We start from the raw sequence: 25,893 nt of genomic DNA on the forward strand, positions 1-25,893 counted from the left end.
ATTTATTCGGATATTTGGCAAGATTAATGCTTGACTGAATTTGCAAGCGTCATCAAAATCAATAATTTAGCTTAAAGGTGAAGCATGGATAATGAAAAAAGAGAGGCCAAACTTTTCGTACTCGACACTAACATTTTAATGCATGACCCCTCGGCTATCTATCGCTTTGAAGAGCATGATATTTATTTGCCCATGGTCGTATTAGAAGAATTGGACACTCACAAAACGGGTATCTCTGAAGTAGCACGCAATGTGAGGCAAACCAACCGTATGTTAGTTGAGCTCATGACTAATGCCAGCCATAAAGAAATTGTTGCTGGTTTACCTATTCCCAGTTTCGCATTCTCTGACAAAGTAAAAAGTAGTGGGCGATTATTTTTTCAAACGGATGAATTTGAACAGCTTCGCCCTACTTCTTTGCCAGGTCACAAGGCTGATAATACCCTGCTTGCCACTGCCTTAGGATTACAAAAAAAGCATCCTGAGCGACAAGTTGTTATTATCTCTAAGGACATTAACTTACGAATCAAAGCAGGAATTCTCGGTATTCCCGCTGAAGATTACTACAATGATAAAGTGTTAGATGATGTTAACCTTCTTCACAGCGGTTTACATATTCTCGATGACGATTTCTGGACTAACCATGGCAAAGACATGGAGGCTTGGAAAGAGGAAGGGAAAACCTTTTACCGTATCAGTGGCCCACTGACAAATCAGTGGAACTACAACGATTGTATAAGTACCTGCGATAGTCAATTTCAAGCTATTGTGAAAGAAATTGCTGAAGGAAGTGTCGTCGTACAACTCGCTCGCGACTTTAATCAGGCTAAGCATTCAGTATGGGGTATCAATGCGCGTAACCGCGAACAAAATTTCGCTTTAAACCTGCTTCTTGACCCAGATATTGATTTCGTCACTCTACAAGGTTCCGCAGGAACAGGAAAAACCTTATTAACCATTGCTGCAGGTTTAACGCAAGTTTTGGATCAAAATCGTTATAGTGAAATTTTAATGACCAGGGTCACTATTCCTGTCGGCGAAGATATTGGTTTTCTCCCCGGTACAGAAGAAGAAAAAATGACACCCTGGATGGGCGCTTTAATGGATAATTTAGAAGTACTGCACAGTTCGCAAGAAGGAGGCAGTTTTGGGCGCGGTGCAACTCAGGATCTGCTGCAAAATAAAATCAAAATTCGCTCTCTCAATTTCATGCGAGGCCGAACTTTTTTAAACCGTTTTATTATTATTGATGAGGCACAAAATTTAACCTCAAAACAGATCAAAACGCTGGTTACTCGTGCGGGACCGGGATCTAAAATCGTTTGCCTTGGCGATATCAAACAAATCGATACGCCCTATTTAACAGAAACCACTTCCGGTCTTACTTTTGCTGTCGATCGGTTCAAACATTGGCAACATAGCGCCCACATGACTTTAACACGCGGTGAGCGTTCAAGACTCGCATACTATGCAGCAGAGCATTTATAGGAGATTGAGGCTAGCAATAAATTAGAATAGACCCTCTACCTGAAGATTCTTATTTTTTTGCTATCGGCAAAAAAACCAGCAACTTCGGGTAGAATGAGTATATACTACCTACCCAAATAACTGTGCTTTTAGAGAGGATACATCATGAACAATCAAGCCATCACTTTTGATGATGTTTTGTTAGTTCCTGCTTACAATCATCATGAGTCGAGACGTGTCGTTGATATCAGTATGTCTGACAGGCTCGGTAAGCTCAACATTCAATTACCTGTGATTAGTTCGAATATGGATACCATCACTGAAAGTAAAATGGCCAATTTCATGCACAGTAAAGGTGGTATTGGCGCTTTACACCGTTTTTTAAGCATTGAAGATAATATTGCGGAATTTAAGCGTTGCTCAGGACCAGTCTTTGTTTCAGTTGGCTGTACTGATTTAGAATTACAACGTGCAGAAGCATTGCGTGATGCCGGAGCAGAATATTTCTGTGTGGACGTTGCTCATGGTCACGCCAAATATGTTGGTAAGACACTAAAAAATCTAAGGAAATTACTTGGGACGCGCTGTATTATGGCAGGAAATGTTGCAACCTATGCAGGGGCCGATTATCTTGCTTCTTGCGGCGCTGATATTATTAAGGCAGGTATAGGCGGAGGCTCAGTGTGCAGCACTCGCATTAAAACCGGTTTTGGTATTCCTATGCTCACTTGCATTCAAGACTGTGCTCGAGCTGATCGATCAATTGTAGCTGATGGTGGTATTCGTACCTCTGGTGATATTGTTAAAGCACTCGCCTTTGGTGCGGATTTTGTGATGATTGGTGGAATGTTAGCGGGTACTGAACCGACGCCGGGAGAAGTCATCACTAAAGAAGACGGAAAACAAGTAAAGCGCTACCGTGGTATGGCATCACGTGAAGCACAAGAAGACTTTTTAGGCCAAATGCAAGAATGGAAAACTGCTGAAGGAGTCGCCACGGAAGTGCCTTATCGTAAAACTCAAGAGGCAATTATTGCAGATATTGTTGGCGGTTTACGTTCCGGTTTAACTTATGCTGGTTCGGATACCATTAGTGAACTTCAACGCAAACTCAATTATGTTCTCGTTACCCAAGCCGGTAGATTAGAAAGTTTGCCGCATAAACTGCTGGAAGCTTAAAACTCCTTAAACAAAAAAGAAGGGTTAAAAAAACCCTTCTTTTTTGTGAATATTGCGAGTCTTAGAGCGCAACTACGACTGCTTTAGCAGCTACCTCTTCGGTTGCACCACTAGTTGCTGCCGCGCCTCCACCATTAAATTGTTGAGCGGCGGCTTCATAATCATCATCATTATTTGAGGAAGCATCCGCTTCAAACGGCTCCATCTCTACCATGTCATCTTGATCCCCATCTAGCTCCGATAGTTCTTCGTCTTCCCATTCATCGTCTTCGGATTTTGCCATTGATTCTGGTTTGGGACCCTGTTGCGCTTCTTCTGCTAAATCGACCACGTCTTCTTCCCCTTCGTCTTCTTTTAGCTCTTGCCCTTCATCTTTCTTATCTAGCTTTTCTTCTTCCTTTACCTCTTCGCCTAGTACATCTTCTGCATCTGCCACATTAACCTCAGGGGTTGAATCATTTGATACTGTAGGCGTAGCATTGGTTGCATCGGCCGCCTGTGCTCCTTGCGGGGTGGTTTGTGGGCTTTGTTGAGCTAGTTGAACCGGTTGCGCAGCTTGGGCCTGTTGCTGCTGTTGTTGGCTATTATCCGCAGCAGGCGTGTCATTTTTAGGCTTCTTAGTGCCCAAAGAGTTCTTTATAAAATCATAAATACTGTTGGTTAGATTGGATTTGATATCTTTCATGAGTTGAGCCGTTTCTAGCAGCATTTTCATGTGAACTTTATATAAATCCTGATCTTCATCTTCATTTTTTTTCGTTGGAGGTACCGACCTTTGCGGAGCCCTTTGCTGAGGCCGCTGGTTGGTCGGTTTCGGCGAACCTTTTTTAGCTTGAGTTGGCTGCGCCCCTTGCTTGGTACTATCTTGCTGGCCCCCGGTACCACCTGCTGTATCTACCATATGATCACCTATACTTCTAAATTCGTTTAATCTATTAATTTAAAGATAGCATATAAGACAGCGCGCTATTTTTTAGCTAAAATTAATAGGATTAACAATTATAGTCCATATCGATTTTCTAAGCGCTAAGCGAAGTCATTTAATCACTCTTTTCACTGGCTTAGATTAACGTATTTTCAATCATAGCAAATTGCGAATGCTAAAAAATATCGTTATGCTCTATTTACTATTTTTTTGCAAAATTTTTAATCAAAGGGAATTTATGAATATCGATGCTTTTCGTTGCATGCGTCAAGGTAAACAACTGTTTACTTTAAATCAACAAGACTCTTTTCTTTTAGCGCCAATCGAACAGCGGACTAATAAAACTCATCGTGCTTTATTGTTACTACACGGTTTTTCATCATCACCGGCGGTTTTTCGTCTGCTACTCCCTTCGTTGACTCTTTACTATGATGCCGTTGTCTGCCCTGCTTTAATAGGCCACGCTGAAAATCTTGATTCATTTGCTCATGCAAAAGCTAGGGATTGGATTTCACAAACCGAACAAACCTGTGAGATTTTGACCAAGCAATTCACTCAAGTTGACCTGATGGGGCTATCTTTGGGTGGTCTATTAGCCTGCCATTTGAGTACTCGATTTAATCTACATCATCTTTATCTATTAGCACCTGCACTTGATTTACGCCTGGGATTAAGTCATTGGCTTAAAATAGCCAAAGCATTAAATTGGTTAGGTTTCAGAAAAATACGCTCAGCCGCTGGCAATTTATACACCGCTGAAAACTGTGAAATTGCTTATCGACAATTACCCCTTACAACAATCATTGAAATATTAACCTTGATTCAACAATTTCAATTCGAAACTCCCAAATGCCCCACCGATTTGTTTTTGGGCTGTCATGATGAAGTTGTATCCTCCTGGCGAGTTGCTGATCGTTTTACTGACAAAGAAAATATTAATATCCACTGGCTTCCAAATTCAGCCCATGTTTTACCTTTAGACGGCGATCAAAATACTATTCTTGCTTGTATCAAAAAAAATTTAGCCAGCAAACAAGAAAGTTGAATTAGCGCCATCACAAGCTGAGGTATCCCTACAAAGGGATTGTCAATCTCTGCGAAAGGCAGGGATGACAATTCTATCAAGTCTTACTTAGAAAGCCCATCAATTAAAGGTACTTCTCCTGGTGCCGAGCTTGGGCTATTGTAGCGCGTATAATCATGAAGCTCAGGGCGGTTCCAGTCACGCATATCCAGTACAGAGCCGGCATAAGCCATAAAATCAGCGGAGGTTTTCGATACTTTATAAAAATAGATGTCGCTAGCATCTGTCGCTAAGGTATGTTGATGCTTTATCGCCATGATATCGGCTACCGAGCGATCATGTGTTTTCACAAAAGCATTTTTGGCGCGTAGATAACGGCCATTAAAATGAGCTGTATCCCATAACTCAACATCGAGCTTATCCACAACGCCAGCTAGCCGAACCAGTGAACTGCCCCGTTGGCAAATCGATAACAAGGGCGATTTGACCCAATACATGCATAATACAGAACTATCGGCTAGATTGATTCGAGACAAATTGATGACACCGGATAACTGCACTTTAGTTTTTTCTGTAATATCCAGCTGTAAATGGGGTGTATTGACTCCACTGATCTGAATATTTCCACCGCCACTTGCTTTCAGTTTACGTAAGACAAGATAGCCGCCAAGAGTAGTGTCTCCAGAATTATCAATTGATAATTCAAGGAATCCTGAGTGGATATTATTTCCTACGATTGTGCCTTCTCCTTCATAATAAAAACCCTTTAAAACATTGGCACGAATTTCTGCCGTCACTTCACCGAAGTTAGGATGGCCTTTGGGCAATTTAATCAATAATCTGCCCCCTTTAGGATCAATAAGAACATTTCCTAAGTCTCGAGGATCGCCATGAAGAATGATGACTTGATTTTTGTAGCCGCTATGCAAACTGACATTAATGATCCCTTCAACCTTTACTTGGGTAAAAGGAGGGACGAAATGTTCTTGCTCTCTTCCTTTTAACGTTGGGGGTAGTACTTGTGGCTGATGAATGCAACTTGAAAGTAGTAACAGGCTAAACATCAAGAAAAAATACCGCATCAACATGATCCACGTTCTAATTATCGCATTTCCCTACATTAGAGGAAGTTATCATGATGCGCAAGATAGATACCCCGATTAAAACCAAGAATCGTTATTAAAATCTGAAATGACGATATTTCCGGGGCAACTTTCATAATGCTCAAAATCGGGGGCTTTTTGCACCAGAGTTTGTAAGGATTCATTGGCTGGGATTAAGGCCGGTAATTGAATATAAATATCGACTAACAGGCCTTTCTTGCAGCCCAAATAAACTTTTCGCGTTGTATTTTGACCGAAGGAGCGGCGAATCATTTCTCTTAATTGCCCACGTTGCACCGTATATCCTAAATGTTCATGCAAAAACTGACCTAAAGCAGTTTGATTCGCCTCCTTATTCAAGCGGATTGCCAGGGAGTAATAATCGTCTGCTGACAGGCTTTGACAACTGCCATGTTTATTCCATTCATAGCGCTCAAGACAGCTACCATGAGCATAACTCGGCATCATTTCTTTTAGGCTAGTAGCGACTGCCGCACTTAAAGAAAGGGGTGGGTAATCACAGTTACGACTACGGATTGAACCTAAACAGTAACTATAGTGTTGACCACAGTTTCTCTGGCTGGGCCATAAACCATGCAATACGAGATGACTAGCTTGAAATGAATTAGAACGTAGCTGCAAACATTCCGGTTTACCTTTTTCATACCCATAAGCTTGGCAAAAGGCAGGTTGCCAACTAAGCGCCAAGACGTAAGAATCAGCCCTACCAGGGCGCAGATTACAGCTAGTATGAGTGCTTAACTGATAAGTATACTCTCCACATTCAATACTGACCCACCGCAAAGCATTTATAGGAGGATGCAATTTTATTCTTAACCACTTTGGATTAAAAAGTCGATTAATTTCTTTGATTTCATATTGTTGGCCTGCTTGGATAATCAGTCGATCGGGATTATTTTTTTTATTTTTAGACAGGTATGCCGAGCATGATTTACTAACATTCAACCGACCATTGACTTGGATTGACGAGTGGGAAAAAAGAGGTATTACTGCAAAAAATAATGCAATTAATCTTATCATTCCGTATCCAATTAATCCGTATTAACTCATTGATTATTCTTTAGTTTAACTCAAATTCGGTCGTTGAATATATAACTAATACTCATTCTGAATGATAGGAAAAGAGAGTGGATCATCCCCCCTTGAATGACGCACAAAGTCCGTCTACAAAGGGGGAAAGATGGAGAAACAGCAAGATTATAAAGCGTTAACTTCTTCCGCTTGCAGACCTTTAGGTCCTTTAGTCACTAAAAACTCTACTCGTTGACCCTCGAGCAATGTCTTACGATTAGCAGTGCTGTTGATCGAACGAAAATGAACGAACACATCGTCCTGACCATTATCACGGCTAATAAAGCCATAACCTTTCTCATCATTAAACCACTTAACGTGGCCGGTTTCTTTTGTACCAGACATTTCAACTTTCCAAATTAAATTAAAAACAACTTGCACTAGTGAAACCCGGGGTAGAAGCATTTTTTTGCGACGCGATTTCGCTACTTTGAACTACAAAAGGAGGGATTTTCACGAAGAAAATGTTTCAACTAGGAATACAAAAAAGCACAAGTGGCATTATTATATCCTAGTGCTTATTAAATAGCGAGGCACTTGATAAATATTTAACAAGTGTTTATCGATTTATCAGTGGAAAATTAGGTTGGGCCAAGGCCCAATTTACATTGTTGGCGGTGTAAAATTAACAAATTCTTTTTGCAATTGACTAGCCAAATCGAAAAGCAATTTATCCTGCCCTTTCGCTGCCGCAAATTGCACCGCAAGAGGTAGACCTTCATAATACCTAACCGGCATAACCATAGCTGGCAAGCCAGCTTGATTAAATAAGGAAGTGAAAGGTGAAAACTCCGTGTTTTTTTGTAAATAATCTGCAAAATTATCATCGGTTGCCAGACTGCCAATCGGCAGCGGTAATTGCGCTAAAGCGGGAGTTAAAATGACATCGATTTCCATCAATAATTCATGAACGGGACGCATGCATTGATAAACATTATTTTTTGCCCTAATCAACTGTGAAGCGCTTATCGTCTTACCCTGTGCCATAAATTCCCAAGTAACTGGTTCAAGCTCATTTTTCTTCACTTTTCGCTTAATAATTAATTCTCCGCTTTCGATTTCTGCGCAAGTATTTGCTGCAATCATGGTGATAACCGATTCGCCAATAGCCGCTAAATTCAAATCCAATTTTCGCTCGACAACACGATGTCCAAGCGATTTCAATACGTGAATTGCTTGTTCTAATGCTTCAATACAAGCTTTATCGACAGATACCGGTGCAAATGCGCCATCTAAAAGGGCGATTGTGAGCGGGCCAGGGGGGTTGCGTCGTTTAGACAGCTGCAGAAGTGATTGCCCAAGATTTTTTAAATTCGCGGCAGTCAATAACTCAAATAAAACAGCAGAATCACGCACGCTGCGAGTTAAAACATGACTTGTAGCCAATCCAGACCAAGCCTCTCCCTCTAAGGGACCGGTGGGTATTAAACCAGGTGTCGGTTTAAAGCCAAATAAACCACAGCAGGACGCGGGAATACGAATCGAACCACCGCCATCATTCCCGGTAGCGACCGGGGCTATTCCCGCTGCAACAGCGGCTGCCGATCCTCCCGAAGATCCTCCCGGGGTACGTTTTAAGTCATAGGGATTTTTGCAAGGTCCATGTAAAACGGATTCGGTCACATAAGATAACCCCAGTTCCGGGACATTAGTCTTGGCAAAAGGCAACAGACCTAAGGCTAGTATACGCTTAATAAAATCACTGGTTATTGGGGAAATAAAGGAAGCACAAAAGCGAGAACCGGCAGTGTAAGGTACGCCTTCAATCATAAAACCTAAATCTTTTACTAGAATGGGAACCCCATAAAAGGGCTCGTCTCCTCGCATCGATTTCAGTTGTTCATAAGCCCAATCGCTACAATCTGCAACGATAGCATTGAGCACGGGATTAACTTCGTGCATGCGTGTGATTGCGCAATCCAAAGCTTCTTTAGCACTTATCTGTTTGGTCTTTATGAGCTTCGCTAAATCATGTGCGTCTTGTTTGTAATATTCACTAAACTGCATCTGTTCTTTCCTAAAAAATTGGCCTAACCGTACGGATAGTCGGTTGGGGCTTGGCCCAACATTGCACCCAGCAAGATTTGTTTGTGCTTTGTGAGCTACGAATCTGTCCGGGCCAAGGCCCGACCTACATTAGTGCGCTACTTCTCATTACTGCGCTACTTGCTAATTAAACAGTTCGGGCTGAGGAGGCCGTAGGCCGTCTCGAAGCCTACTATGGTTAGTGGTTATTCACCAAGGCTTCGAGACGGCCTACGGCCTCCTCAGCCCGAACGGTTTGCTGCACCAACAATACTAGTGAGAGCTGGGGAGAAAGCATCTCATAGCCGATGAATAGGTGGAAGCGGATTATTATTTTTTTTCTCGGAGGGGGAGGAAGCTTGGAAATTAGACACTACCTGCCAGAGCGCTTCCCCTCGCCATGCTTTTTGAGCGCCATTATTGTGATATAAAATTTGGGAAAGCAAGTTTATTTGTTGTTTTAAAGCGGGATCATCCACTAAGTTTTCTAAATCGATTAAATTTAACAAATTAGCCGCAGGCCATTGCATCCGTCCCCATCTAAGCATGGCATCTCTTGCCTGTCTTGGGTTATTGCTTAAACAGGCGTCTTGGACTTGCTTTAACACATGGCCTTTACTCGGTTTATGGGGATAACTCGAGCGTTGCCGGCGCCACGCGATAATCGTGATTAACCAAGCGAGGGCAAATCCGCCAGCAGCCCACCAAGCCATATTTGAATGAGATATCGCAACTGGTTTTTCTATCGGTTTAGATTCGTTTAATTGAGGGCTTAATTGCCGTGCCGGTGCCGGTTTAACTGTTGCAGCAGCAGGAGGTCTAGCAGTTTGCTTAGTTTGCCCTGCAGCAGGAACCACATTAATAGTAAACCCAGGCAATGAACTGATTTCTTCTTTGCCGGTCACTGTATTAAACCAAGGCAGGGTTAAGGGCTGAATAGTGACTTTACCCACTTTATTAAGCAAATAAGTGACTTTTACTGTGGAAGAACCGACAAGATCTTGCTGCTTAAAACTATTGTTCACTGTCGGTTTATCTGGATAAATACTGAATTGATCGGAGCTGCCAAAGTTCAAAGTAGGTAGTAATTGAGCCGGTACCGCCACCGCTTTTAAAGTCACCGTTCTCTCAAGCGTAGATCCCTCAGTTAAAGAGCTTGTATTTTTATCATAGCTTTCACTCAGAGTGACCTGTTTAGCAGGTAACCAGTTTTTTCCTCTATTTTGCGCAGGAATGGGCTGTACTTTAAGTACGATGGGCTGCGCTGCGACATTAACACGCCTGGGCCCATTCAAATCATAAACTAAAGCGCTAAAAGTTGGAGGATTAATTTTCAAATCTCCACTTTTTTGCGGAAATAAAGCAAATTGCTGTTCCTCAACGGCATAAAGTCGACCATTATTGGTGACTTGATAGCGTCGTCCATCACCAAAGGGAACGAACAGTGCGTCGTCAACTTTCGGGGGTAAATAATTGGCATCCAATAATCGGCTGCTGTTGAACAATTTAACGGTATAAATCACTTGTTGATTGACAAAAGGCTGACTGACATCAGCATCGGCTAACAACATCACATCTTGCTGCTGAGATTGCTGCATAGCACCCGGTTTATTTGTATTTGGTTGATTACTTGAAGGTGGATATTGGGTAATTTCAATACTAATTGGCTTGGTTTTTTCTTGGCCTATTGTCAAGGCAGGAATTGGTAAAACGCCACTTCGTTTGGGTGTTAATATGATGGTCCACTCGCTTACGGCGCGGACTTTACCGTTCATAATGCTGTAATTAATATTACTTTCTGTCCCGACAATCGTAAAATCTTTTTGCAGAGGAGTTAAATCAGGCACTGAATTAATTTGATTACCTTCAATCCTTAAATTTAAGGTGAAATTTTCCCCCATTTGCACCTGTGGTGCCTCGACCTGCAAAGTAACCAGGGCAAAAGCAATACTATTACAGCAAATTAACAATAAACTTAGTAATAATCGTTTCATTGATACCACCCACCCTCTCTACGTAGATGATCGCGCAAAAATTTTTCTCGCATCAATCCACCTGGATCATCTGGAATTAATCTTAACCACTGGTCTTTTGCTTGTTGTTTTTCAAGGTCTTCAGCTGATTGCGAATTATCTTTGCTTGTTTCACCATTTTTATTTGGTTTTGTCTTGGTTTGCTGATTTTTATCCTGCTGGTTTTGACCTTGCTGATTTTTATCCTGCTGGTTTTGGCCTTGTTGATTTTTATCCTGCTGGTTTTGGCCTTGCTGATTTTTATCCTGTTGGTTTTGGCCTTGTTGATTTTTATCCTGCTGGGTTTGGCCTTGCTGATTTTTATCCTGCTGGGTTTGGCCTTGTTGATTTTTATCCTGCTGGTTTTGGCCTTGTTGATTTTTATCCTGCTGGTTTTGGCCTTGTTGATTTTTATCCTGCTGGTTTTGACCTTGCTGATTTTTATCCTGCTGGTTTTGGCCTTGCTGATTTTTATTTTGCTGGTTCTTATCCTGCTGATTCTGGTTTTGCTGGTTTTTATTTTTCTTTAATAAATCTTCTAATAGTTTACGATTGAATAAGGCATCTTTATTATTGGGATTTAGCGCCAGCGCCTGATTATAAGCTTTAATAGCTTTCTCATACTGTCCCAAATGAGCTAGGGCATTTCCCTGATTATAATAACTTTGTTCATTTTGCAGCGCTTGATAGTGTTTTGCTGCCTGATCATAATCTCCGGCACGGTAGGCCGCGGCTGCTCGCCAATCTTGGTGCTGAAAGGTAGTCTCAGCCTGTTTATATTGGCCTTGTTTCATCAAATCTTGCGCCTGCTGATCCTTGGTTGACCACAAATCAGCCCAACTCCAGGCATAACTGTCACAAGTCAAAATAGATAATAATACCAGCCAGCAAACTCTCATGAGGTTATCCTCTGCAACCAGCCCCGTCTAAAAACCGGCAACAAAAAAAGCAGCGCAGGCAATAAAAACCAGCGTCCTTCATCTCGCCACAAGGGAATATCGTTCGATTCACTAAGCATAAATTTTTCTTGATTGACCGAATTCTTTAACCATTGATTGAGATCATCCGAAGTATCAGAGAACGGAATTAATTGCCCCTGACCCGCTGTCGCTAAATCTTGATACAAAGGGCTCAAGGTTTGATTAGCAATGACTGGCATGACCGAAGTATAGATTTGCTTTGCAGCAAGATCTTTCGCCACCATGGCGGCGGCAGAACTCGGTGTGTCCCCAGTCAGCACCAATATTTGGCCTTGTTTATAGCCGGCATTCGTAATCAATCGACCCGCCTCTTCCAAAGCAGTATCCAGTTGCTGCCCCTCAACGGGCATAATGTCTGGGCTGAGTGAGGACAATAGCGCATCTATTGTTTGGGCATCATCAGTGAGAGGGGAAACAACAAAGGGTTCGCTGGTATAAACCACTAAACCAAATTGACCCACATCACGACGTTTAAATAAATCATGTAATTTAAATTTTGCACGCGTTAAGCGATCCGGTGTTAAGTCACTGACTAACATTGAATTTGACATATCCAACACGATGACCCTAGGTTGAATTTGTTTAAATGAAGGCACAGGCAAACGCGACCAAGTCGGACCAGCTAAGCTAATGCATAGGCATAATCCGCTAATAAGCAGCGAAAATAGTGCTAAATTGCGTCGTCCCTGTCCTTTTGACTGCACTAAATGCTCAAGTAAATGCTTATCACAGACCGCTGACCAAGCATCTGCTTGCGGTCCTTTTCGCCACAGCATCCAAAATAATGCAAGCAAAGCTAAAATTGCCAACAGCCACCACGGGCGAAGAAAATGAAATTCAGTCATAGCTATGAACCTCCCTGCGAGAAAAGGGAGCGTCTAATCCTGCTTGTTTGCCAAGCCAATAGAGTAGCAGCAGGAGTGCCAAGCCGAGTGGCCAAGGGTAATAATCTTTTTGTGGTCGGATGGTTGCCTGATCCTGACTCACCGTCTCTAATTGGTTAATGCTTTCATAAATCTCTTGTAGAGATTGCATATCGGTCGCACGGAAATAGCGACCACCAGTGATTTTTGCCACTTCTTGCAAGGTTTCTTCATCTAAATCCGAAGAGGGATTTGGATTAAAAAAGAGGCCGCCGGTCGCGCGAGGATCAGATTCCGCTCCCAAACCAATCGTGTAAATTTTGATATTATCGAGTTTTGCCAATTCAGCAGCTTTTAACGGCAGTAGCATCCCTGAATTATTGGCACCATCGGTCAATAAGATAATCATACGCCCCTGCGCTGGCACATCTTGTAAACGTTTGACAGCCAAACCGATGGCATCACCAATAGAGGTCGTTTGTCCGGCCAAACCGACTGTCGCATCCTCTAAACGCAGTAGCACATTTTGACGATCATAAGTAAGCGGCGTTTGTAAATAAGCACGAGTACCAAACAAAATCAAACCAATGCGATCGCCCACCCGCGCTTTCACAAATTCTTCTGCAGCACGCTTGACTACGGCTAAGCGACTGACAGGGCGACCATTGAGCAGCATATCGGACAACTCCATACTCCCCGATAAATCTAAAGCTAACATGATATTACGACCTTCGCGGGTCAAAGCTTGAGGTTCACCGACCCAACGCGGTCCCGCCGCGGCAATCACTAATAAGCACCAAATAACAAAGAACAGACCAATCTGAGCCTGTCCTGCAAAAGCCGTTTTTTTGTTATCGACAATTGACAACATGGCTTTGTAGAAAGGCACCTTCAACGCACAAGGTAATTGCAGCACCGCACGCGGAACTAAAAACCATATCAAAAAAGGCAAGGGCAAACCCAATAAAACCCAAGGGGCAGCTAGCTCAAACATGGCGCACCTCGTTGCTTGATCCAAGCTTTTGCGCAGCGAAACAAGGGCTCTAAATCCACGTTACTCGCCGGTTGATAGGGTGTTTCTAACAGATAAGCCCGCAGCTTGTTAAAATCGATTTTCTTTGAAGTCTTAGTCAAAAAATTAAGCCAAGCGTCACCCTGAAGACTCGCTACTTCTTCCCTAGGAAAATAAACCAAGGCCACACGACGCAATAATTCAGATATTTTCATACTACAAACTTGGCTATTAGGCTCATGTTGATATTCCTGCTTATAAGTCTCAAGTAATTGCAAAGCTTGACGTTTTGGTCTGCCATTGAGATAGGCACGCCGCGCTAGATAACTTAAAGCAGCGATAAGAAGTAAAACTAACACGAGCAAGAGATACCATCCAGGTGCCAAAGGCCACCAACCAATGGGGCTAGGTAATTTAATATCATGTAACTTTGCCAAGATTGCTTGTGACTCAGCCACGCGACCTCCTAGGAAAAGTCTGACGTACAACCTGCGGTAAATTTGCCTCGGCGGTCAATTGCACATATTGAATTTGCAAGCGCTTAAATTGCGCCTCTAAAAGAGCAATACGCTCTTCACAATATTTTTTATAACCTTGAGTAACCTCATGAATAGTTGTATCAAGCAACAGTTCTTGCTGCCCATCAGTGATCGCATAATGTTGTGGTTTTGGGGGGGAAAGCTCCAAAGGATCGCAGATGTGATAAACCAAGACATCATTATGGTAGCGCAAGCGACTTAGATGTTGTTCGCTATCAGCATCCATATTATAAAAATCGCTAATCAACACTAAAATACTACCTGGACGCATCACGCGACGAACACGAATTAGGGCATCACTTAAGGGTTTTGATTGAGCGCCATTATTCGCCACTCCTCTCTGCGTGTACTGGCTTAAAGACGCTAATAAAGGTAAAACCCCTGTTTCTCGACTACGAGGAGTGAATTCATTATGTTCTTTTGCTGAAAAAAATAAACCGCCTACGCGATCGCCCTGTTTTATTGCAGTCCAAGCGAGCATTGCGGCTAAACGGGCAGCAATGACCGATTTAAACGCTAATCGGGTACCAAAAAACATTGAGGGATTAAAATCGCTGAGAATAACAACCGGACGTTCTCTTTCTTCTTGATAAAGCTTAACATGGGGGCGGCCCGTACGCGCTGTGACCCGCCATTCCATATGGCGAATTTCGTCACCGGCTTGATAATTGCGGGCCTCGGCAAAATCCATACCTCGGCCGCGTAATTTAGACAGATGATTACCCGCCCGTATCGCGCTCCCCGTGGGTTTATAATTCACTCGTTGAGCATAACGCCTTAGAGCGATTAATTCATCCAGTTGAACTGTAACCCCTTCAGTCATAGTGAATCCTAAGGCACTGCAACCAATCGCAGTAGGGAATCGATGAAATCATCGCTGGTTACTCCTTCTGCTTCTGCTTCAAAACTTAACAGAATACGATGGCGCAGCACATCATGAGCAATCACATGAATATCTTCTGGTGTGACATAATTGCGGCCGGCTAACCAGGCATGTGCTTTTGCACAACGATCAAGGGCAATCGTTGCTCGGGGGCTTGCTCCAAAACGCACCCAACGCGCCAACTCATCGCTATAAACTGCCGGATTTCGTGTGGCGACGACTAGTTGGACCAAATAATTTTCTAAAGCTTCACTCGTGTGGACTTGCAAGACTTGCTGCCTTGCATCAAATAAAGTCACTTGGCTCAAGGGCTGAATGGCTTGCGCTTGACTTCCTTCATCACCTGCCGCTTCTCGTCGAGCCAAGGTTAAAATGTCATATTCAATTTTTGCATCAGGATAACCAATGCGGACATACATTAAAAAACGGTCCAACTGGGCTTCTGGTAAGGGATAAGTTCCTTCTTGTTCGATAGGGTTCTGTGTTGCCATCACTAAAAATAATTCCGGCAAAGGATAAGTTTTTCCACCAATCGTCACCTGTCGCTCTGCCATTGCTTCTAACAACGCAGATTGTACTTTCGCAGGAGCGCGATTAATTTCATCAGCGAGAATGAGATGATGAAAAATAGGACCGGGTTGAAAAACAAAAGAGCCATTTTCCGGGTGATAAACATCCGTTCCAGTCAAATCACCCGGCAGTAAATCGGGAGTAAATTGAATGCGATGGAAATCACCTTCAACCACAGAGGACAATTCTTTCACAGCACGTGTTTTAGCAAGTCCTGGCGCCCCTTCTACCAATAAATGACCATCAGCAAGCAAAGCGATTAATAAACGCGATACTAATCCTTTTTGTCCAAGAATGCGCCCATTAAGATACTCACTCAATTGTAAGAGTTGCTGTTGCACTGCTTGCGTTGAACTAAGATCTAACTGCTCCATTAAGTTTAACCTTGTGTGCAAAAAAATATTATCCTAACGTGAAACTAAACCAATGCCAAGACGGTTCTGAGTATGATCCCCGATTAGATCTAAAAATTTGACCGTTCGGGAGAGTATGTAGAACACCTGGGCCCTGAATTAGCAGCCCTACCACTTAAATAGCTCCATAAACCTTAGGAGGCACCAGCGCATAAATTTCCCATTCATTTAGGCAGTGGTTATTCCCCACCCCATCGTTGAGCATAATAAGGCAGGGCAATTAGCCCTGAAAAGTATAAATCAATCAAATAACCAGCGGATTAAATATGATTTCTTAGCATTAACTCAGCAGGATAAGGAGATAAATAACTTTGATTCTCTAAATAGGGTTGCGGATAATGACTTAAATGATGGTTAATTAGGGTAATGGGTACAATGAGAGGCAATAATCCCTGCCGATAATTATTGATAATGGTAACTAATTCCTGTTTATCATTTTTACTGAGAACTGATTTAAAATAGCCCAGGCAATGTTGTAAAACATTCGCATGCTTACTAGGTGTTGCAATTAAAGACAAAATCTTCATAAAGTTATCAATATATTCTGCTGCCAAAGCGGACAAATTTTTTTGCTTTACCTGGCTTACTAATTGTCCCAGCTCTCGACTTCTACTAGGATGATGAGCCATCAGCGTTAATTTATAACGGGTGTGAAACTTAACGAGCGCACTCGCTGTAAAATCGTTTTCGCAAGTGGTTTGCCAATCATGATAAATAAAAATTCTTTCAATAAAATTTTCACGCAGCTTCGGATCGTTTAATCGCCCTTCTTCTTCAATAGGTAAGCAGGGGAATTTTTCTGCCAGTACCTTGGCAAATAGACCCTGCCCTAATTTGGGCGCCACTCCTTTTTCTTGATATATTTTAACCCGCTTCAGGCCGCAGGTTGGCGATTGGCTTTTTAGTATATAACCACTGATATGAGTGAGTTGTTTCATCGCTGAACTAGCAAACTCCATCATCGCCTGACTGTGGTCTTGTTGCGGATTATTGACCTCGACAAGACGCGGGAATTTAGGATCACCCACCAAACGGATAGCCGGTCTCGGTACGCCCAAACCAATTGCAACCTCAGGACAAATCGGTAGGAAATCAACATAATTGGCAAGAAGGTCGCATAAATAATTATTGCGCTTATCTCCTCCATTAAAGCGAACTTTTTCACCAATAAGGCAAGAAGAAACCCCAAGTAAAATACGTTTTTCCATCATCATTCCGCTTATAAATAAGTTAATGCAACAATTAGCATATTAGTCTAAAATTCGCTAATTCTGAAAGCTCAACACTGGTAAATTATTTTTGCATAAACCCTAATAAAGGGAAAACCATGAATATTATTATTGATGTTACTCGGGTAGTTCGCCGTCGTATGAAAGGAATGACGGTAACGGGTATCGATCGGGTTGCTATCGCTTATATGCAATATTATCAATCTACCTCCTACGCGCTGGTACGCTGGTGGGGTCGCAGCTGGATCTTATCTCATGAAAAATCCAAAGAATTATTTACTAAGCTAGCTGCACCTTGCTCAAAATCAGCTGTAATGAAAATTATTGGCAAAGGAATTCTTTCTTTTTCAAAGTTTAACAATAAAGGAAATACCTTTTTAATCAACACAGGGCATATTGGCCTTGGGCAATCCGATTATTTTCGGCTGACTCGCAAGTTAGATGTTAAACCTATTTTTTTTGTCCATGATTTAATTGCTATAGACTACCCTGAGTTTTGTGATCCAGGGGAAGACCTGAGGCATCGGCAAAAAATGGATTACATTTTAAAAATTGCATCGGGGGTAATTACTAATTCTGCTGCAACCCTCCAAGATTTACAGCGCTATGCTAAGTTAACCCACCAAATGATGCCTCCCGCTAAAGTTGCTTTATTAGCATCCGGGATTCCTTTAAGCCCTCCTGGAGAGCGGCCTATCGGGAAACCGTATTTTGTCATTTTAAGTACCATCGAACCTCGTAAAAATCATATGTTACTACTGCAAATATGGCGCAGCTTAGCACAACGCTTAGGAGAACAAACCCCTCATCTCTTCGTCATTGGCTACCGCGGATGGCAATGCGAAAATGTGTTGGATCTATTGGATCGCTGCCGTTTGCTTAAGGGAGTGGTTACAGAAATTTCGGGCTGTGCAGATTATCAATTATTAAATTTTATTCACCATAGTCAAGCTTTATTAACTCCCTCGTTTATAGAAGGCTATGGTTTACCCTTAGTCGAATCGCTTGCTCTAGGGGTCCCCGTGATTGCCAGTGATTTACCTGTTTACCGAGAAATCGCCGGAGATATTCCTGACTATGTCGACCCTTTAGATGGAAAACGCTGGGAAGAGCTCATTATCAATTATGCACAGCCTAATAGCGCAAACAGGGCTGCTCAAATGATACGGTTGCAGCATTTTAAAAAGCCGACTTGGGATGATCATTTCCAGAAAGTGGACGATTTTCTAGTAGAAAATGAGCTCGCGTCATCGCGAGCGTGAGTTCTCCATGACCGGGCATTGCATTACTCATGCAGAGATCCCGGGCTATGCTCGGGATGATTGGGAGAAGAGGCGGGACGACATGGAATCACTATTGATAATCTTTTTGCAACTCAAGTGGCATTAATTCTTGTATCCGCTCATAAAGTTCAATTATTTCAGCACAAAAAACTAATAATTGTTGTCGATCATCCCACAATTCGTAGTCAACCCCTTTACGAAAAGCATATTGCCGAGAAAGTTTTTTTAGTAACTGAATATCCTTATTGTCCAATCCCAGCTCGGAACTTAATTCAAGCAACTCGATGAGATTTTTGTGTTGATTGTTCGTTTTATAGTCATGAAGCAGATAGGCTTTCAACGTTAATTCAAACGCCGAATACATAAGGTTGACGGCAGGGGCCAATGTATCAATGACTCCTCGCCCAGAAAGGATTATTTCCGCATTATCTTGCAATAAATGCTCGGCGCAATAAGCATGCTGAGTCGCAATTTTAATCAATTCTAAAGGCGAATAATATTTTTTATCCATTCATTTACCCAAAAACAAAGACAGGCGGTATAATACTCGCAATCGCCGTTTATTTCATCCGTTCCTAGTTCAGTGATATGCATTCTTTCTTCAATAGTCCACTATCGATAGGCTCCTTAAATTTAGCACATCGTCTTATTCAAGGACCTTTGGCCGGGTTTAGTTGCGCTCCTTTCCGAACACTATTTGCGCAATTTATACCCCCGGCTTATTGTGTTTCGGAAATGATTTCGGCCCATGATGTCATTCATAAGCATGCCCTGCATTCACGCTACTTACATCGCGCTGCCGATGAAGGGTTGCTCTGTTATCAAATTGCGGGCACCAATCCGGTAATTATGGCGCAGGCAGCCGCTCGCCTTGAAACCATTGGTGCTGATTTGATCGACATTAATTGCGGCTGCCCTAAAACCAAAATTCGCAAAAAAGGGGCAGGTAGTGCTTTACTGGAAAAACCCGAGGAACTGCTGAGGATTGTTAGCGCAGTACGCAAAAGCATTAAAATTCCACTCACCGTTAAACTTCGTATTTTGGGTAGTGAGTCTGATTTTAAGCTCGCTAAAACGATTGAAGAAGCTGGCGCCGATGCATTAATCATCCATGGTAGACGCTGGACTGAGGATTATGATCAAGCTAATAACTGGGAGCAGATAGCACAAATAAAGCAGCAGGTAGTAACCATTCCTGTTATTGCCAACGGCGATATTTCTGAACACCAAAGTTTGCAAAAAGCCTTGAATCAAACTCACTGTGATGCCTTCATGATTTCTCGCGCAGGAACTGGTAAACCTTGGCTATATCAAGCTTTACTCAAGCAAGAAACTCTGCAAATCAGTACCAATGGATTAATTAGTCTTTTTATCCAACATCTACAAGGCTTGGCTGATTTAGAAAACGAATATAAGGCTTTATTACAAAGCAAATCGCTGGTTCGGTATTATTTCCGAAATCAACTCAACGCGAATCAATTACAGGTTTTTTATCGCTTGGACCAACTTGAGCAAATAGAACCCTGGCTTAGATCTACTCTTGACTAAGTGCGATGCCAGTGCATAATGCCTACACTGTGTAGCTTTATGAAACATAACAGGAAAAATAAATGTCTAAACTCAAAACAATTATCGGCCGGATTTTTTTTATGGGCCGATGGTTACAATTACCTCTTTACGTAGGTCTTTTAGTTATTTTAGCAGCCTATGTTTATCGTTATCTGATTGAATTATTTCATCTTGTCATGAACATCAATGGCTTTAATGATACTCATATCATGTTGGGTGTTTTGGATCTCATTGATGTGGTCATGATTGCCAATTTACTGATCATGGTGGTACTTGGTGGTTATGAAACCTTCATCTCACGACTTGATTTAGATACTCATCCAGATCAACCCGAGTGGTTGGATCATTTAGATGCAGGCGCAATGAAAATTAAACTTGCTCTGGCCTTAATTGGTATTTCATCCATTCATTTATTAAGAACTTTTATTGATCCAACGAAACAAACTAATTATACAGTGATGTGGCAGGTTGTTATTCATTTGACTTTGCTGCTGTCGGTACTTTCTATCGCGTTTGCAAATCGGTTATTGGTTAAAAGTCAGGAGGAGGCGTAACAACTATCTTGAGGCTTTCGAAGGGAGGGGGCCTTTAACGACACTTCGAGATAGCGCTGCGCGCTTCCTCAGTGCGAACGGTATTAACAAAGCGATCAATGAACTAAATACTCCGCCCGCCATCGACAGCAAGAATCTGCCCAGTAATGAAAGAATTTTCCACCAACGCCAAGACCGCTTGCGCAATAAAATCCGGGTCGCCGTGGCGTTTTAATGGTGTTTTGGCAATAATTTCCTTCTGTAACTCCAAAGAAATTGCATTTGCTTGCTCGGGCCAAGCAATCGCCCCGGGTGCAACCGCATTAACACGTACTTGTGGAGCAAATTCTCGCGCCAAGGCTTTTGTTTGCATGACCAGTGCCGCTTTCGTTTGACAATAGACGGCGTAGTCTTTGAGGGGCCTCTCTGCATGAATATCAGTCAGATTAATAATCGCCCCCTGCTGTTTTGCAAGATGTGGATAAGCCTCAAGACTAACTAGAAATGGCGCTTTTACATTAGTCGTGAATAGCGCATCCCAAACACTCCCCTCAAAATGAGTTAACTCAGTACGGGTAAAAATTGAAGCATTATTTACCAAAAGATCCAACTGCCCCGCCCAGGCGATGGCCTCGGCAATCAAACGCTTCGCTGTCTCCTCCGCGCAAAGATCATATTGTAAAACAAGTGCTGTACAGGGACGTTGTTGATTGAGCAGGGCTGCTAAATTCTTCGCTTCGTCCGAGGAATGGTGACAATGAATGAGCACTTTAAAACCGGCCTGATGCAGTCGTTTAGCGATCGCAGCACCTATTCGTCGGCTTGCTCCAGTCACTAATGCGACTCTGACCGCTTGTTTATTGGCTTGATTCAAGGTAATGTTCCTCGTTTTATAAATTTTAATCAGTTTATGAGTTTATTAAAATCGATTCACACTCAATTAGAGCAGAGCGATCTGCCTTTTGCTGAGTTTATGCAGCAAGCGCTCTATGCACCGTATTTTGGTTATTATAGTGCAGGATTACAAAAATTCGGTATAAATGGCGATTTCATCACAGCCCCCGAATTAACGCCATTATTTGGACAAACGCTTGCCCATCAATGCAAAGAATTACTAGTAACGCTGTCCTCACCGGTTTTGTTTGAATTCGGCGCTGGTTCAGGACGTTTATGCGTTGATCTCTTAACCTCATTAGAGCGCATGGGCTGCTTGCCGCAAACTTATTATATCCTTGAAGTCAGTGCTAATTTACGTCAACGGCAGGCTGAGCTAATTCAACAAGAAATTCCGCATTTGTTTGATCGCCTAACCTGGCTAGAACGCTGGCCTGAACAAGCATTCAACGGCGTGATCATTGCCAATGAGGTACTTGATGCCATGCCTGTTCATCGCTTTTTACAAACGCCAGAAGGGATTCAGGAAAGTTTTATTCGCCTTAATGATCAAGGCGAGTTAATCGAAATTTTTAAACCTTGTACTAATCCACGGTTACTCGCTTATCTCGAAACTAATTTTCCCAAAGAGCAAGTCCCTTATCTTTCTGAAGTGAATTTATTTATCGATGATTGGATCCTGCAGTGTTCTAAGATGCTCAATCAAGGCGCGATGTTTATCATTGATTATGGCTTCCCCAGGCATGAATATTATCACCCGGATCGCAATACCGGCACATTAATGTGCCACTATCACCATCAGGCACATACGAATCCACTCATTCATGTCGGCGAACAAGATATTACTGCGCATGTGGATTTTACCCATCTCGCTGAAGCCGCTTATGCCGCCGGTTTTCATATTGCAGGCTACTGCAATCAAGCCTCTTTTTTGCTGGCTAACGGTTTGCTAAGCTTATTGGAAAATCTGGCTGATGGGCCTGAACGATTGAAAACTCAGCAAGCGGTTAAACAACTCATTCAACCCAGTGAAATGGGCGAATTGTTCAAGGTGATTGCCCTCACTAAACAAATAGAATTGACCTTAACTGGTTTTCAATTACAAGATAAACGAGCGAGTTTATGATAAAAAAATACTTAACTACTGTGGAATTACAAAAAGAGTCGATGAAATTTTCAGCCGGCCACACCACTATTTTCTCAGCAACAGAGCGCGAACCGTTGCATGGCCACATGTATGCTGTTTATTTAGCCCTCACCACTTGGGTAGAAGAAAATGGGATGACCTTTGATTATCGCTATTATAAAGAACGTGTTCATAAATTATGTCGTTATTTAAATCAAACTTTTTTAATGCCGCAATTTTCCCCTTTTTTGGAATATGCTGAAGATGAGGCTTATTATTATTTCACCTTTAACCATAAGAAAATTCCATTTCTCAAAGAAGATGTCACACTCATGCCAGTAACCAATATCACTGTCGAAGAATTGTCGCGCTGGTTTGTCGAGGAGTTAATTAAAGACAAGGGGGAATTAGATCGCCATCGCATTGAAAAAGTCCTAATCAAAGTGTTTTCAGCGCCTGGCCAATCGGCAAGCCACGAATGGCAACGCAGTTGAACACGCGATATAAAATCTGCATTCCGCATACCAATCGCGATTATTTTTACTATCAAGCTGGAAATTTAAATCCCTCTATCGGCGCTCGTGTTTGGGTACCTTTTCGCAATAAAACTCGTTTAGGTCTAGTAATTGGTCAACACGCATCTGAAGACGGCAAGATTCAACTCAAATCAATTTCTAGCCTGATTGATGAGCAACCGCTATTTAGTGAAACGCTACTCGAATTGTGTCAATGGGTCAGTACTTATTATCAATCGCCTTTATCGGAGGTAATTCCTCTTGCCTTGCCTAAAAAATATCGTTTAGGAGCCCCTAGAGAATTACCTAGCTGCGATTATTATGAATTGCTTGTGCCGCTAGAGACAGCAGAAAAAAGCCTTAGTCCTCGGGCAAAAAAACAATTGGCACTGCTTGATTATCTAAATCAGCAAGGTCCTCTAAGTAAAGCGGCTTTGGTGAAAGAAGGGTTTGGTCCATCGCAATTAAACGCCTTGTTAGCGCTTAATCTTATTTCAAGCACTCAGAAAATTGCCCTCCCAGAACAACCCAGCCCACCATCAGACAGACCCTTAGCCTTGAATGAAGAACAAGCTTTTGCGCTCCATAAATTGACAGAACACCTAGAAACTTATCACTGTTTTTTATTACAAGGCGTCACAGGGAGTGGGAAAACGGAAGTTTATTTACAACTCATTACTAAGCTGTTAAAGCAAGGACGGCAGGTGCTGATCTTGGTTCCCGAAATTGGTCTCACGCCGCAATTATTAGCCCGCTTTAGGGCACGATTCAGCGAACCTATGGTCGTCATCCACTCCAACTTAAACGAAACAGAACGGCAAGTGGCTTGGCAATTAGCTAACGATAATTTAGCCAAATTAGTGATCGGCACCCGCACAGCAGTTTTTACTCCCATGCCATCCTTGGGCTTAATCATTATCGATGAAGAACATGATGCTTCTTTAAAACAGATGGACGGTGTACGTTATTCTGCCCGCGACACGGCGTTAATGCGTGCTTATTTAGCTAAAATTCCCATAGTCTTAGGTTCCGCGACCCCTAGTCTAGAGAGTATGCATAATTGCGTTTTGAACAAATACACGCTTTTACGGCTTAATCAAAAGGCACTGGCAACTTCTCCGCTGCACTATCAACTTCTTGATATTCGCAATGTTAATTTGCAACAGGGTTTAGCTGCTAAAAGTTTGACTCTCATTGCTGAACATTTAGCTCAGGGAAATCAGGTTTTAGTATTCATCAATCGCCGCGGTTTTGCTCCTGTATTACTTTGCCATCATTGCGGTTGGATGGCTGATTGCGATGCCTGCGATAGCCACCTTACTTTACATCGCAAATTAGGCCGGCTTGTTTGTCATCATTGTGGAATAATAAAAAAAATTCCTAGCCAATGCCGTTCTTGTCACAATACGGAATTGCTTCCTATCGGCGCTGGTACTCAACGCGTACATGAGTTTTTACAAACTTATTTTCCTAACACGAATCTTTTGCGTATTGATCGCGACGAAGTTAGAAAAAAGAATGAACTCGACCAGCAACTCGAACGAATTAATAATGGGGAAGCCCAATTAATTGTCGGTACGCAAATGCTGGCCAAAGGCCATCATTTTCCACGCTTAACCTTAGTGGTCGTGCTGGATACCGACGCTGGTTTTTATAATCAAGATTTTCGTGCGCTGGAGCGCCTAGGACAACTTTTAACCCAAGTTTCCGGACGCGCAGGGCGGGCACAACATGCTGGACAAGTGCTGATTCAAACTCATATCCCTAATCATCCCTTACTGAATTTGCTCATTCAACAAGGTTATGATGCGTTTGCTAAAGCTTTATTGGCGATGCGTCAGCATGCCGAATTACCGCCCTATCATTTTTTAGCAGTCATTCGTGCGCAAGACAAACTCCCCGCTAAAGTGCTGCATTTTCTTCATAGCAGCAAAGAGCAATTGGAAACAGAAGGAATCCGAGTACTTGGACCAGCACCCGCTCCCTTGGCTCGTAAAGCCGACCAATATCGCATGCAGTTATTAGTGAAATCTTCTTCACGGAAAGTACTGCATAACGCGCTGACGAGGCTCAGACTCTGGTTGACAAGGAACAAATTAAGCAATAATGTTCGCTGGAATGTGGATATCGACCCGATGGATTTATCATGACAACAACTAAGAAAATTGCCGTTCATCAAAAAATCTTTTCGATTGAATGGGGTGATATGGATGCTTTAGGCCATGTGAACAATGGCCGTTATTTCGACTATTTCCAACAAGCGCGCATTGAATGGTTGGAAAGTATCAATTTGGATATGAAGCAAGGTACAGGTCCGGTTGTCATTCACGTGGGTTGCACTTTTTTAAAACCTATTGTTTACCCGGCTACGCTTAGATTGACAAGTTCTTTGCACAGCCCCGGCCGCTCTAGCCTGGTTATTGATCATGATATATATCAAGGTGAGGAATTGATGACACAGGGGACTAGTAAAATCGTATGGGTAGATTATAACAAGGGTCAATCCGTTCCTTTGCCTGAGGGGCTTAAAAAATTGGTTGAGCCGTTAGTGTAGCTGCTCAACCCGTAACCTAGCAAAAGATCTTCCTAACTAGCTCCGTTCGGGCTCCGAAATATCCCCACGAAATTAAATAGACTGGTTTAGTTCATCAAGCGTT

25 protein-coding genes are annotated in these 25,893 nt (G+C 42.5%); 10 read left to right on the forward strand and 15 right to left on the reverse strand.

Annotation, left to right across the window (positions count from 1 at the left end):
* Positions 1-84 precede the first annotated feature (84 nt).
* Positions 85-1,488, forward strand: a complete 1,404-nt coding sequence (locus Lnau_RS10195) for a PhoH family protein (RefSeq protein WP_058505048.1) — start codon at positions 85-87, stop codon at positions 1,486-1,488.
* Positions 1,489-1,632: 144 nt separating this feature from the next.
* Positions 1,633-2,646, forward strand: a complete 1,014-nt coding sequence (locus Lnau_RS10200; RefSeq protein ID WP_058505049.1) for a guanosine monophosphate reductase — start codon at positions 1,633-1,635, stop codon at positions 2,644-2,646.
* Between the two features lie 61 nt (positions 2,647-2,707).
* Here Lnau_RS10200 and Lnau_RS10205 read toward each other — a convergent pair whose 3' ends face one another.
* Complete coding sequence (locus tag Lnau_RS10205) at positions 2,708-3,547, reverse strand: hypothetical protein (protein WP_058505050.1); 840 nt, start codon at positions 3,545-3,547, stop codon at positions 2,708-2,710.
* Positions 3,548-3,809: 262 nt separating this feature from the next.
* Between Lnau_RS10205 and Lnau_RS10210 the strand changes: the two genes are divergently transcribed.
* Entirely contained in the window at positions 3,810-4,616 is an 807-nt protein-coding gene (locus Lnau_RS10210) for an alpha/beta hydrolase (protein WP_058505078.1), read from the forward strand.
* An 83-nt stretch (positions 4,617-4,699) separates the two neighbouring features.
* Here Lnau_RS10210 and Lnau_RS10215 read toward each other — a convergent pair whose 3' ends face one another.
* The 12 genes from Lnau_RS10215 to Lnau_RS10270 all read right to left on the reverse strand — a co-directional run bounded on the left by Lnau_RS10215 (position 4,700) and on the right by Lnau_RS10270 (position 17,301).
* A complete protein-coding gene (locus Lnau_RS10215) occupies positions 4,700-5,677 on the reverse strand; it encodes a GIN domain-containing protein (RefSeq protein ID WP_058505051.1) in 978 nt (325 codons plus the stop codon).
* Positions 5,678-5,755: 78 nt separating this feature from the next.
* A complete protein-coding gene (locus Lnau_RS10220; protein WP_083503822.1) occupies positions 5,756-6,739 on the reverse strand; it encodes a ribonuclease T2 family protein in 984 nt (327 codons plus the stop codon).
* A gap of 177 nt (positions 6,740-6,916) precedes the next feature.
* Positions 6,917-7,135, reverse strand: a complete 219-nt coding sequence (locus Lnau_RS10225; protein WP_058505052.1) for a cold-shock protein — start codon at positions 7,133-7,135, stop codon at positions 6,917-6,919.
* 258 nt (positions 7,136-7,393) lie between these two features.
* Positions 7,394-8,797 (reverse strand): amidase, encoded by a 1,404-nt coding sequence (locus Lnau_RS10230; RefSeq protein WP_058505053.1) that lies wholly within the window; start codon positions 8,795-8,797, stop codon positions 7,394-7,396.
* A 317-nt stretch (positions 8,798-9,114) separates the two neighbouring features.
* On the reverse strand, positions 9,115-10,809 hold the full coding sequence (locus Lnau_RS10235) for a BatD family protein (RefSeq protein WP_058505054.1): 1,695 nt from the start codon (positions 10,807-10,809) through the stop codon (positions 9,115-9,117).
* Complete coding sequence (locus tag Lnau_RS10240) at positions 10,806-11,726, reverse strand: tetratricopeptide repeat protein (RefSeq protein WP_058505055.1); 921 nt, start codon at positions 11,724-11,726, stop codon at positions 10,806-10,808. Before Lnau_RS10240 ends, Lnau_RS10235 begins: the two co-directional genes overlap by 4 nt.
* A complete protein-coding gene (locus Lnau_RS10245) occupies positions 11,723-12,652 on the reverse strand; it encodes a vWA domain-containing protein (protein WP_058505056.1) in 930 nt (309 codons plus the stop codon). Before Lnau_RS10245 ends, Lnau_RS10240 begins: the two co-directional genes overlap by 4 nt.
* Positions 12,645-13,664, reverse strand: coding sequence for a vWA domain-containing protein (locus Lnau_RS10250; protein WP_058505057.1), 1,020 nt, complete (start codon positions 13,662-13,664; stop codon positions 12,645-12,647). The genes Lnau_RS10245 and Lnau_RS10250 overlap by 8 nt, the downstream gene beginning before the upstream one ends.
* Positions 13,652-14,140 carry a DUF4381 domain-containing protein gene (locus Lnau_RS10255; RefSeq protein WP_058505058.1) on the reverse strand — a complete coding sequence of 163 codons (489 nt, stop codon included), beginning with the start codon at positions 14,138-14,140 and terminating at the stop codon, positions 13,652-13,654. The genes Lnau_RS10250 and Lnau_RS10255 overlap by 13 nt, the downstream gene beginning before the upstream one ends.
* On the reverse strand, positions 14,133-15,044 hold the full coding sequence (locus Lnau_RS10260; protein WP_058505059.1) for a DUF58 domain-containing protein: 912 nt from the start codon (positions 15,042-15,044) through the stop codon (positions 14,133-14,135). The genes Lnau_RS10255 and Lnau_RS10260 overlap by 8 nt, the downstream gene beginning before the upstream one ends.
* An 8-nt stretch (positions 15,045-15,052) precedes the next feature.
* Positions 15,053-16,048, reverse strand: a complete 996-nt coding sequence (locus tag Lnau_RS10265) for an AAA family ATPase (protein WP_058505060.1) — start codon at positions 16,046-16,048, stop codon at positions 15,053-15,055.
* 299 nt (positions 16,049-16,347) lie between these two features.
* Positions 16,348-17,301 carry a YbgA family protein gene (locus tag Lnau_RS10270; RefSeq protein WP_058505061.1) on the reverse strand — a complete coding sequence of 318 codons (954 nt, stop codon included), beginning with the start codon at positions 17,299-17,301 and terminating at the stop codon, positions 16,348-16,350.
* 113 nt (positions 17,302-17,414) lie between these two features.
* Between Lnau_RS10270 and Lnau_RS10275 the strand changes: the two genes are divergently transcribed.
* On the forward strand, positions 17,415-18,578 hold the full coding sequence (locus Lnau_RS10275; RefSeq protein ID WP_058505062.1) for a glycosyltransferase family 4 protein: 1,164 nt from the start codon (positions 17,415-17,417) through the stop codon (positions 18,576-18,578).
* A gap of 91 nt (positions 18,579-18,669) precedes the next feature.
* On the opposite strand, the gene Lnau_RS10280 is transcribed toward Lnau_RS10275, so the two are convergent.
* Positions 18,670-19,110, reverse strand: coding sequence for a HEPN domain-containing protein (locus Lnau_RS10280; protein ID WP_058505063.1), 441 nt, complete (start codon positions 19,108-19,110; stop codon positions 18,670-18,672).
* A gap of 77 nt (positions 19,111-19,187) precedes the next feature.
* Here Lnau_RS10280 and Lnau_RS10285 point away from each other — a divergent pair, with 77 nt between their 5' ends.
* A complete protein-coding gene (locus Lnau_RS10285; RefSeq protein ID WP_058505064.1) occupies positions 19,188-20,147 on the forward strand; it encodes a tRNA dihydrouridine synthase in 960 nt (319 codons plus the stop codon).
* A 62-nt stretch (positions 20,148-20,209) separates the two neighbouring features.
* Positions 20,210-20,722 carry a TIGR00645 family protein gene (locus Lnau_RS10290; RefSeq protein ID WP_058505065.1) on the forward strand — a complete coding sequence of 171 codons (513 nt, stop codon included), beginning with the start codon at positions 20,210-20,212 and terminating at the stop codon, positions 20,720-20,722.
* A gap of 103 nt (positions 20,723-20,825) precedes the next feature.
* On the opposite strand, the gene Lnau_RS10295 is transcribed toward Lnau_RS10290, so the two are convergent.
* A complete protein-coding gene (locus tag Lnau_RS10295) occupies positions 20,826-21,575 on the reverse strand; it encodes a pteridine reductase (RefSeq protein WP_058505066.1) in 750 nt (249 codons plus the stop codon).
* A 36-nt stretch (positions 21,576-21,611) separates the two neighbouring features.
* Here Lnau_RS10295 and Lnau_RS10300 point away from each other — a divergent pair, with 36 nt between their 5' ends.
* From Lnau_RS10300 to Lnau_RS10315, 4 genes are read left to right on the forward strand one after another with little or no spacing between them, the layout of a single operon-like run.
* Positions 21,612-22,721 carry a class I SAM-dependent methyltransferase gene (locus tag Lnau_RS10300; RefSeq protein WP_058505080.1) on the forward strand — a complete coding sequence of 370 codons (1,110 nt, stop codon included), beginning with the start codon at positions 21,612-21,614 and terminating at the stop codon, positions 22,719-22,721.
* Complete coding sequence (locus Lnau_RS10305; RefSeq protein WP_133134945.1) at positions 22,721-23,215, forward strand: 6-pyruvoyl trahydropterin synthase family protein; 495 nt, start codon at positions 22,721-22,723, stop codon at positions 23,213-23,215. The genes Lnau_RS10300 and Lnau_RS10305 overlap by 1 nt, the downstream gene beginning before the upstream one ends.
* Complete coding sequence (locus Lnau_RS10310) at positions 23,212-25,386, forward strand: primosomal protein N' (RefSeq protein ID WP_058505081.1); 2,175 nt, start codon at positions 23,212-23,214, stop codon at positions 25,384-25,386. The genes Lnau_RS10305 and Lnau_RS10310 overlap by 4 nt, the downstream gene beginning before the upstream one ends.
* Positions 25,383-25,790 carry an acyl-CoA thioesterase gene (locus Lnau_RS10315; protein WP_058505068.1) on the forward strand — a complete coding sequence of 136 codons (408 nt, stop codon included), beginning with the start codon at positions 25,383-25,385 and terminating at the stop codon, positions 25,788-25,790. Before Lnau_RS10310 ends, Lnau_RS10315 begins: the two co-directional genes overlap by 4 nt.
* The last annotated feature ends 103 nt before the right edge of the window (positions 25,791-25,893 follow it).

It is taken from the genome of Legionella nautarum (assembly GCF_001467895.1).
Taxonomy (GTDB): Bacteria; Pseudomonadota; Gammaproteobacteria; order Legionellales; family Legionellaceae; genus Tatlockia; species Tatlockia nautarum.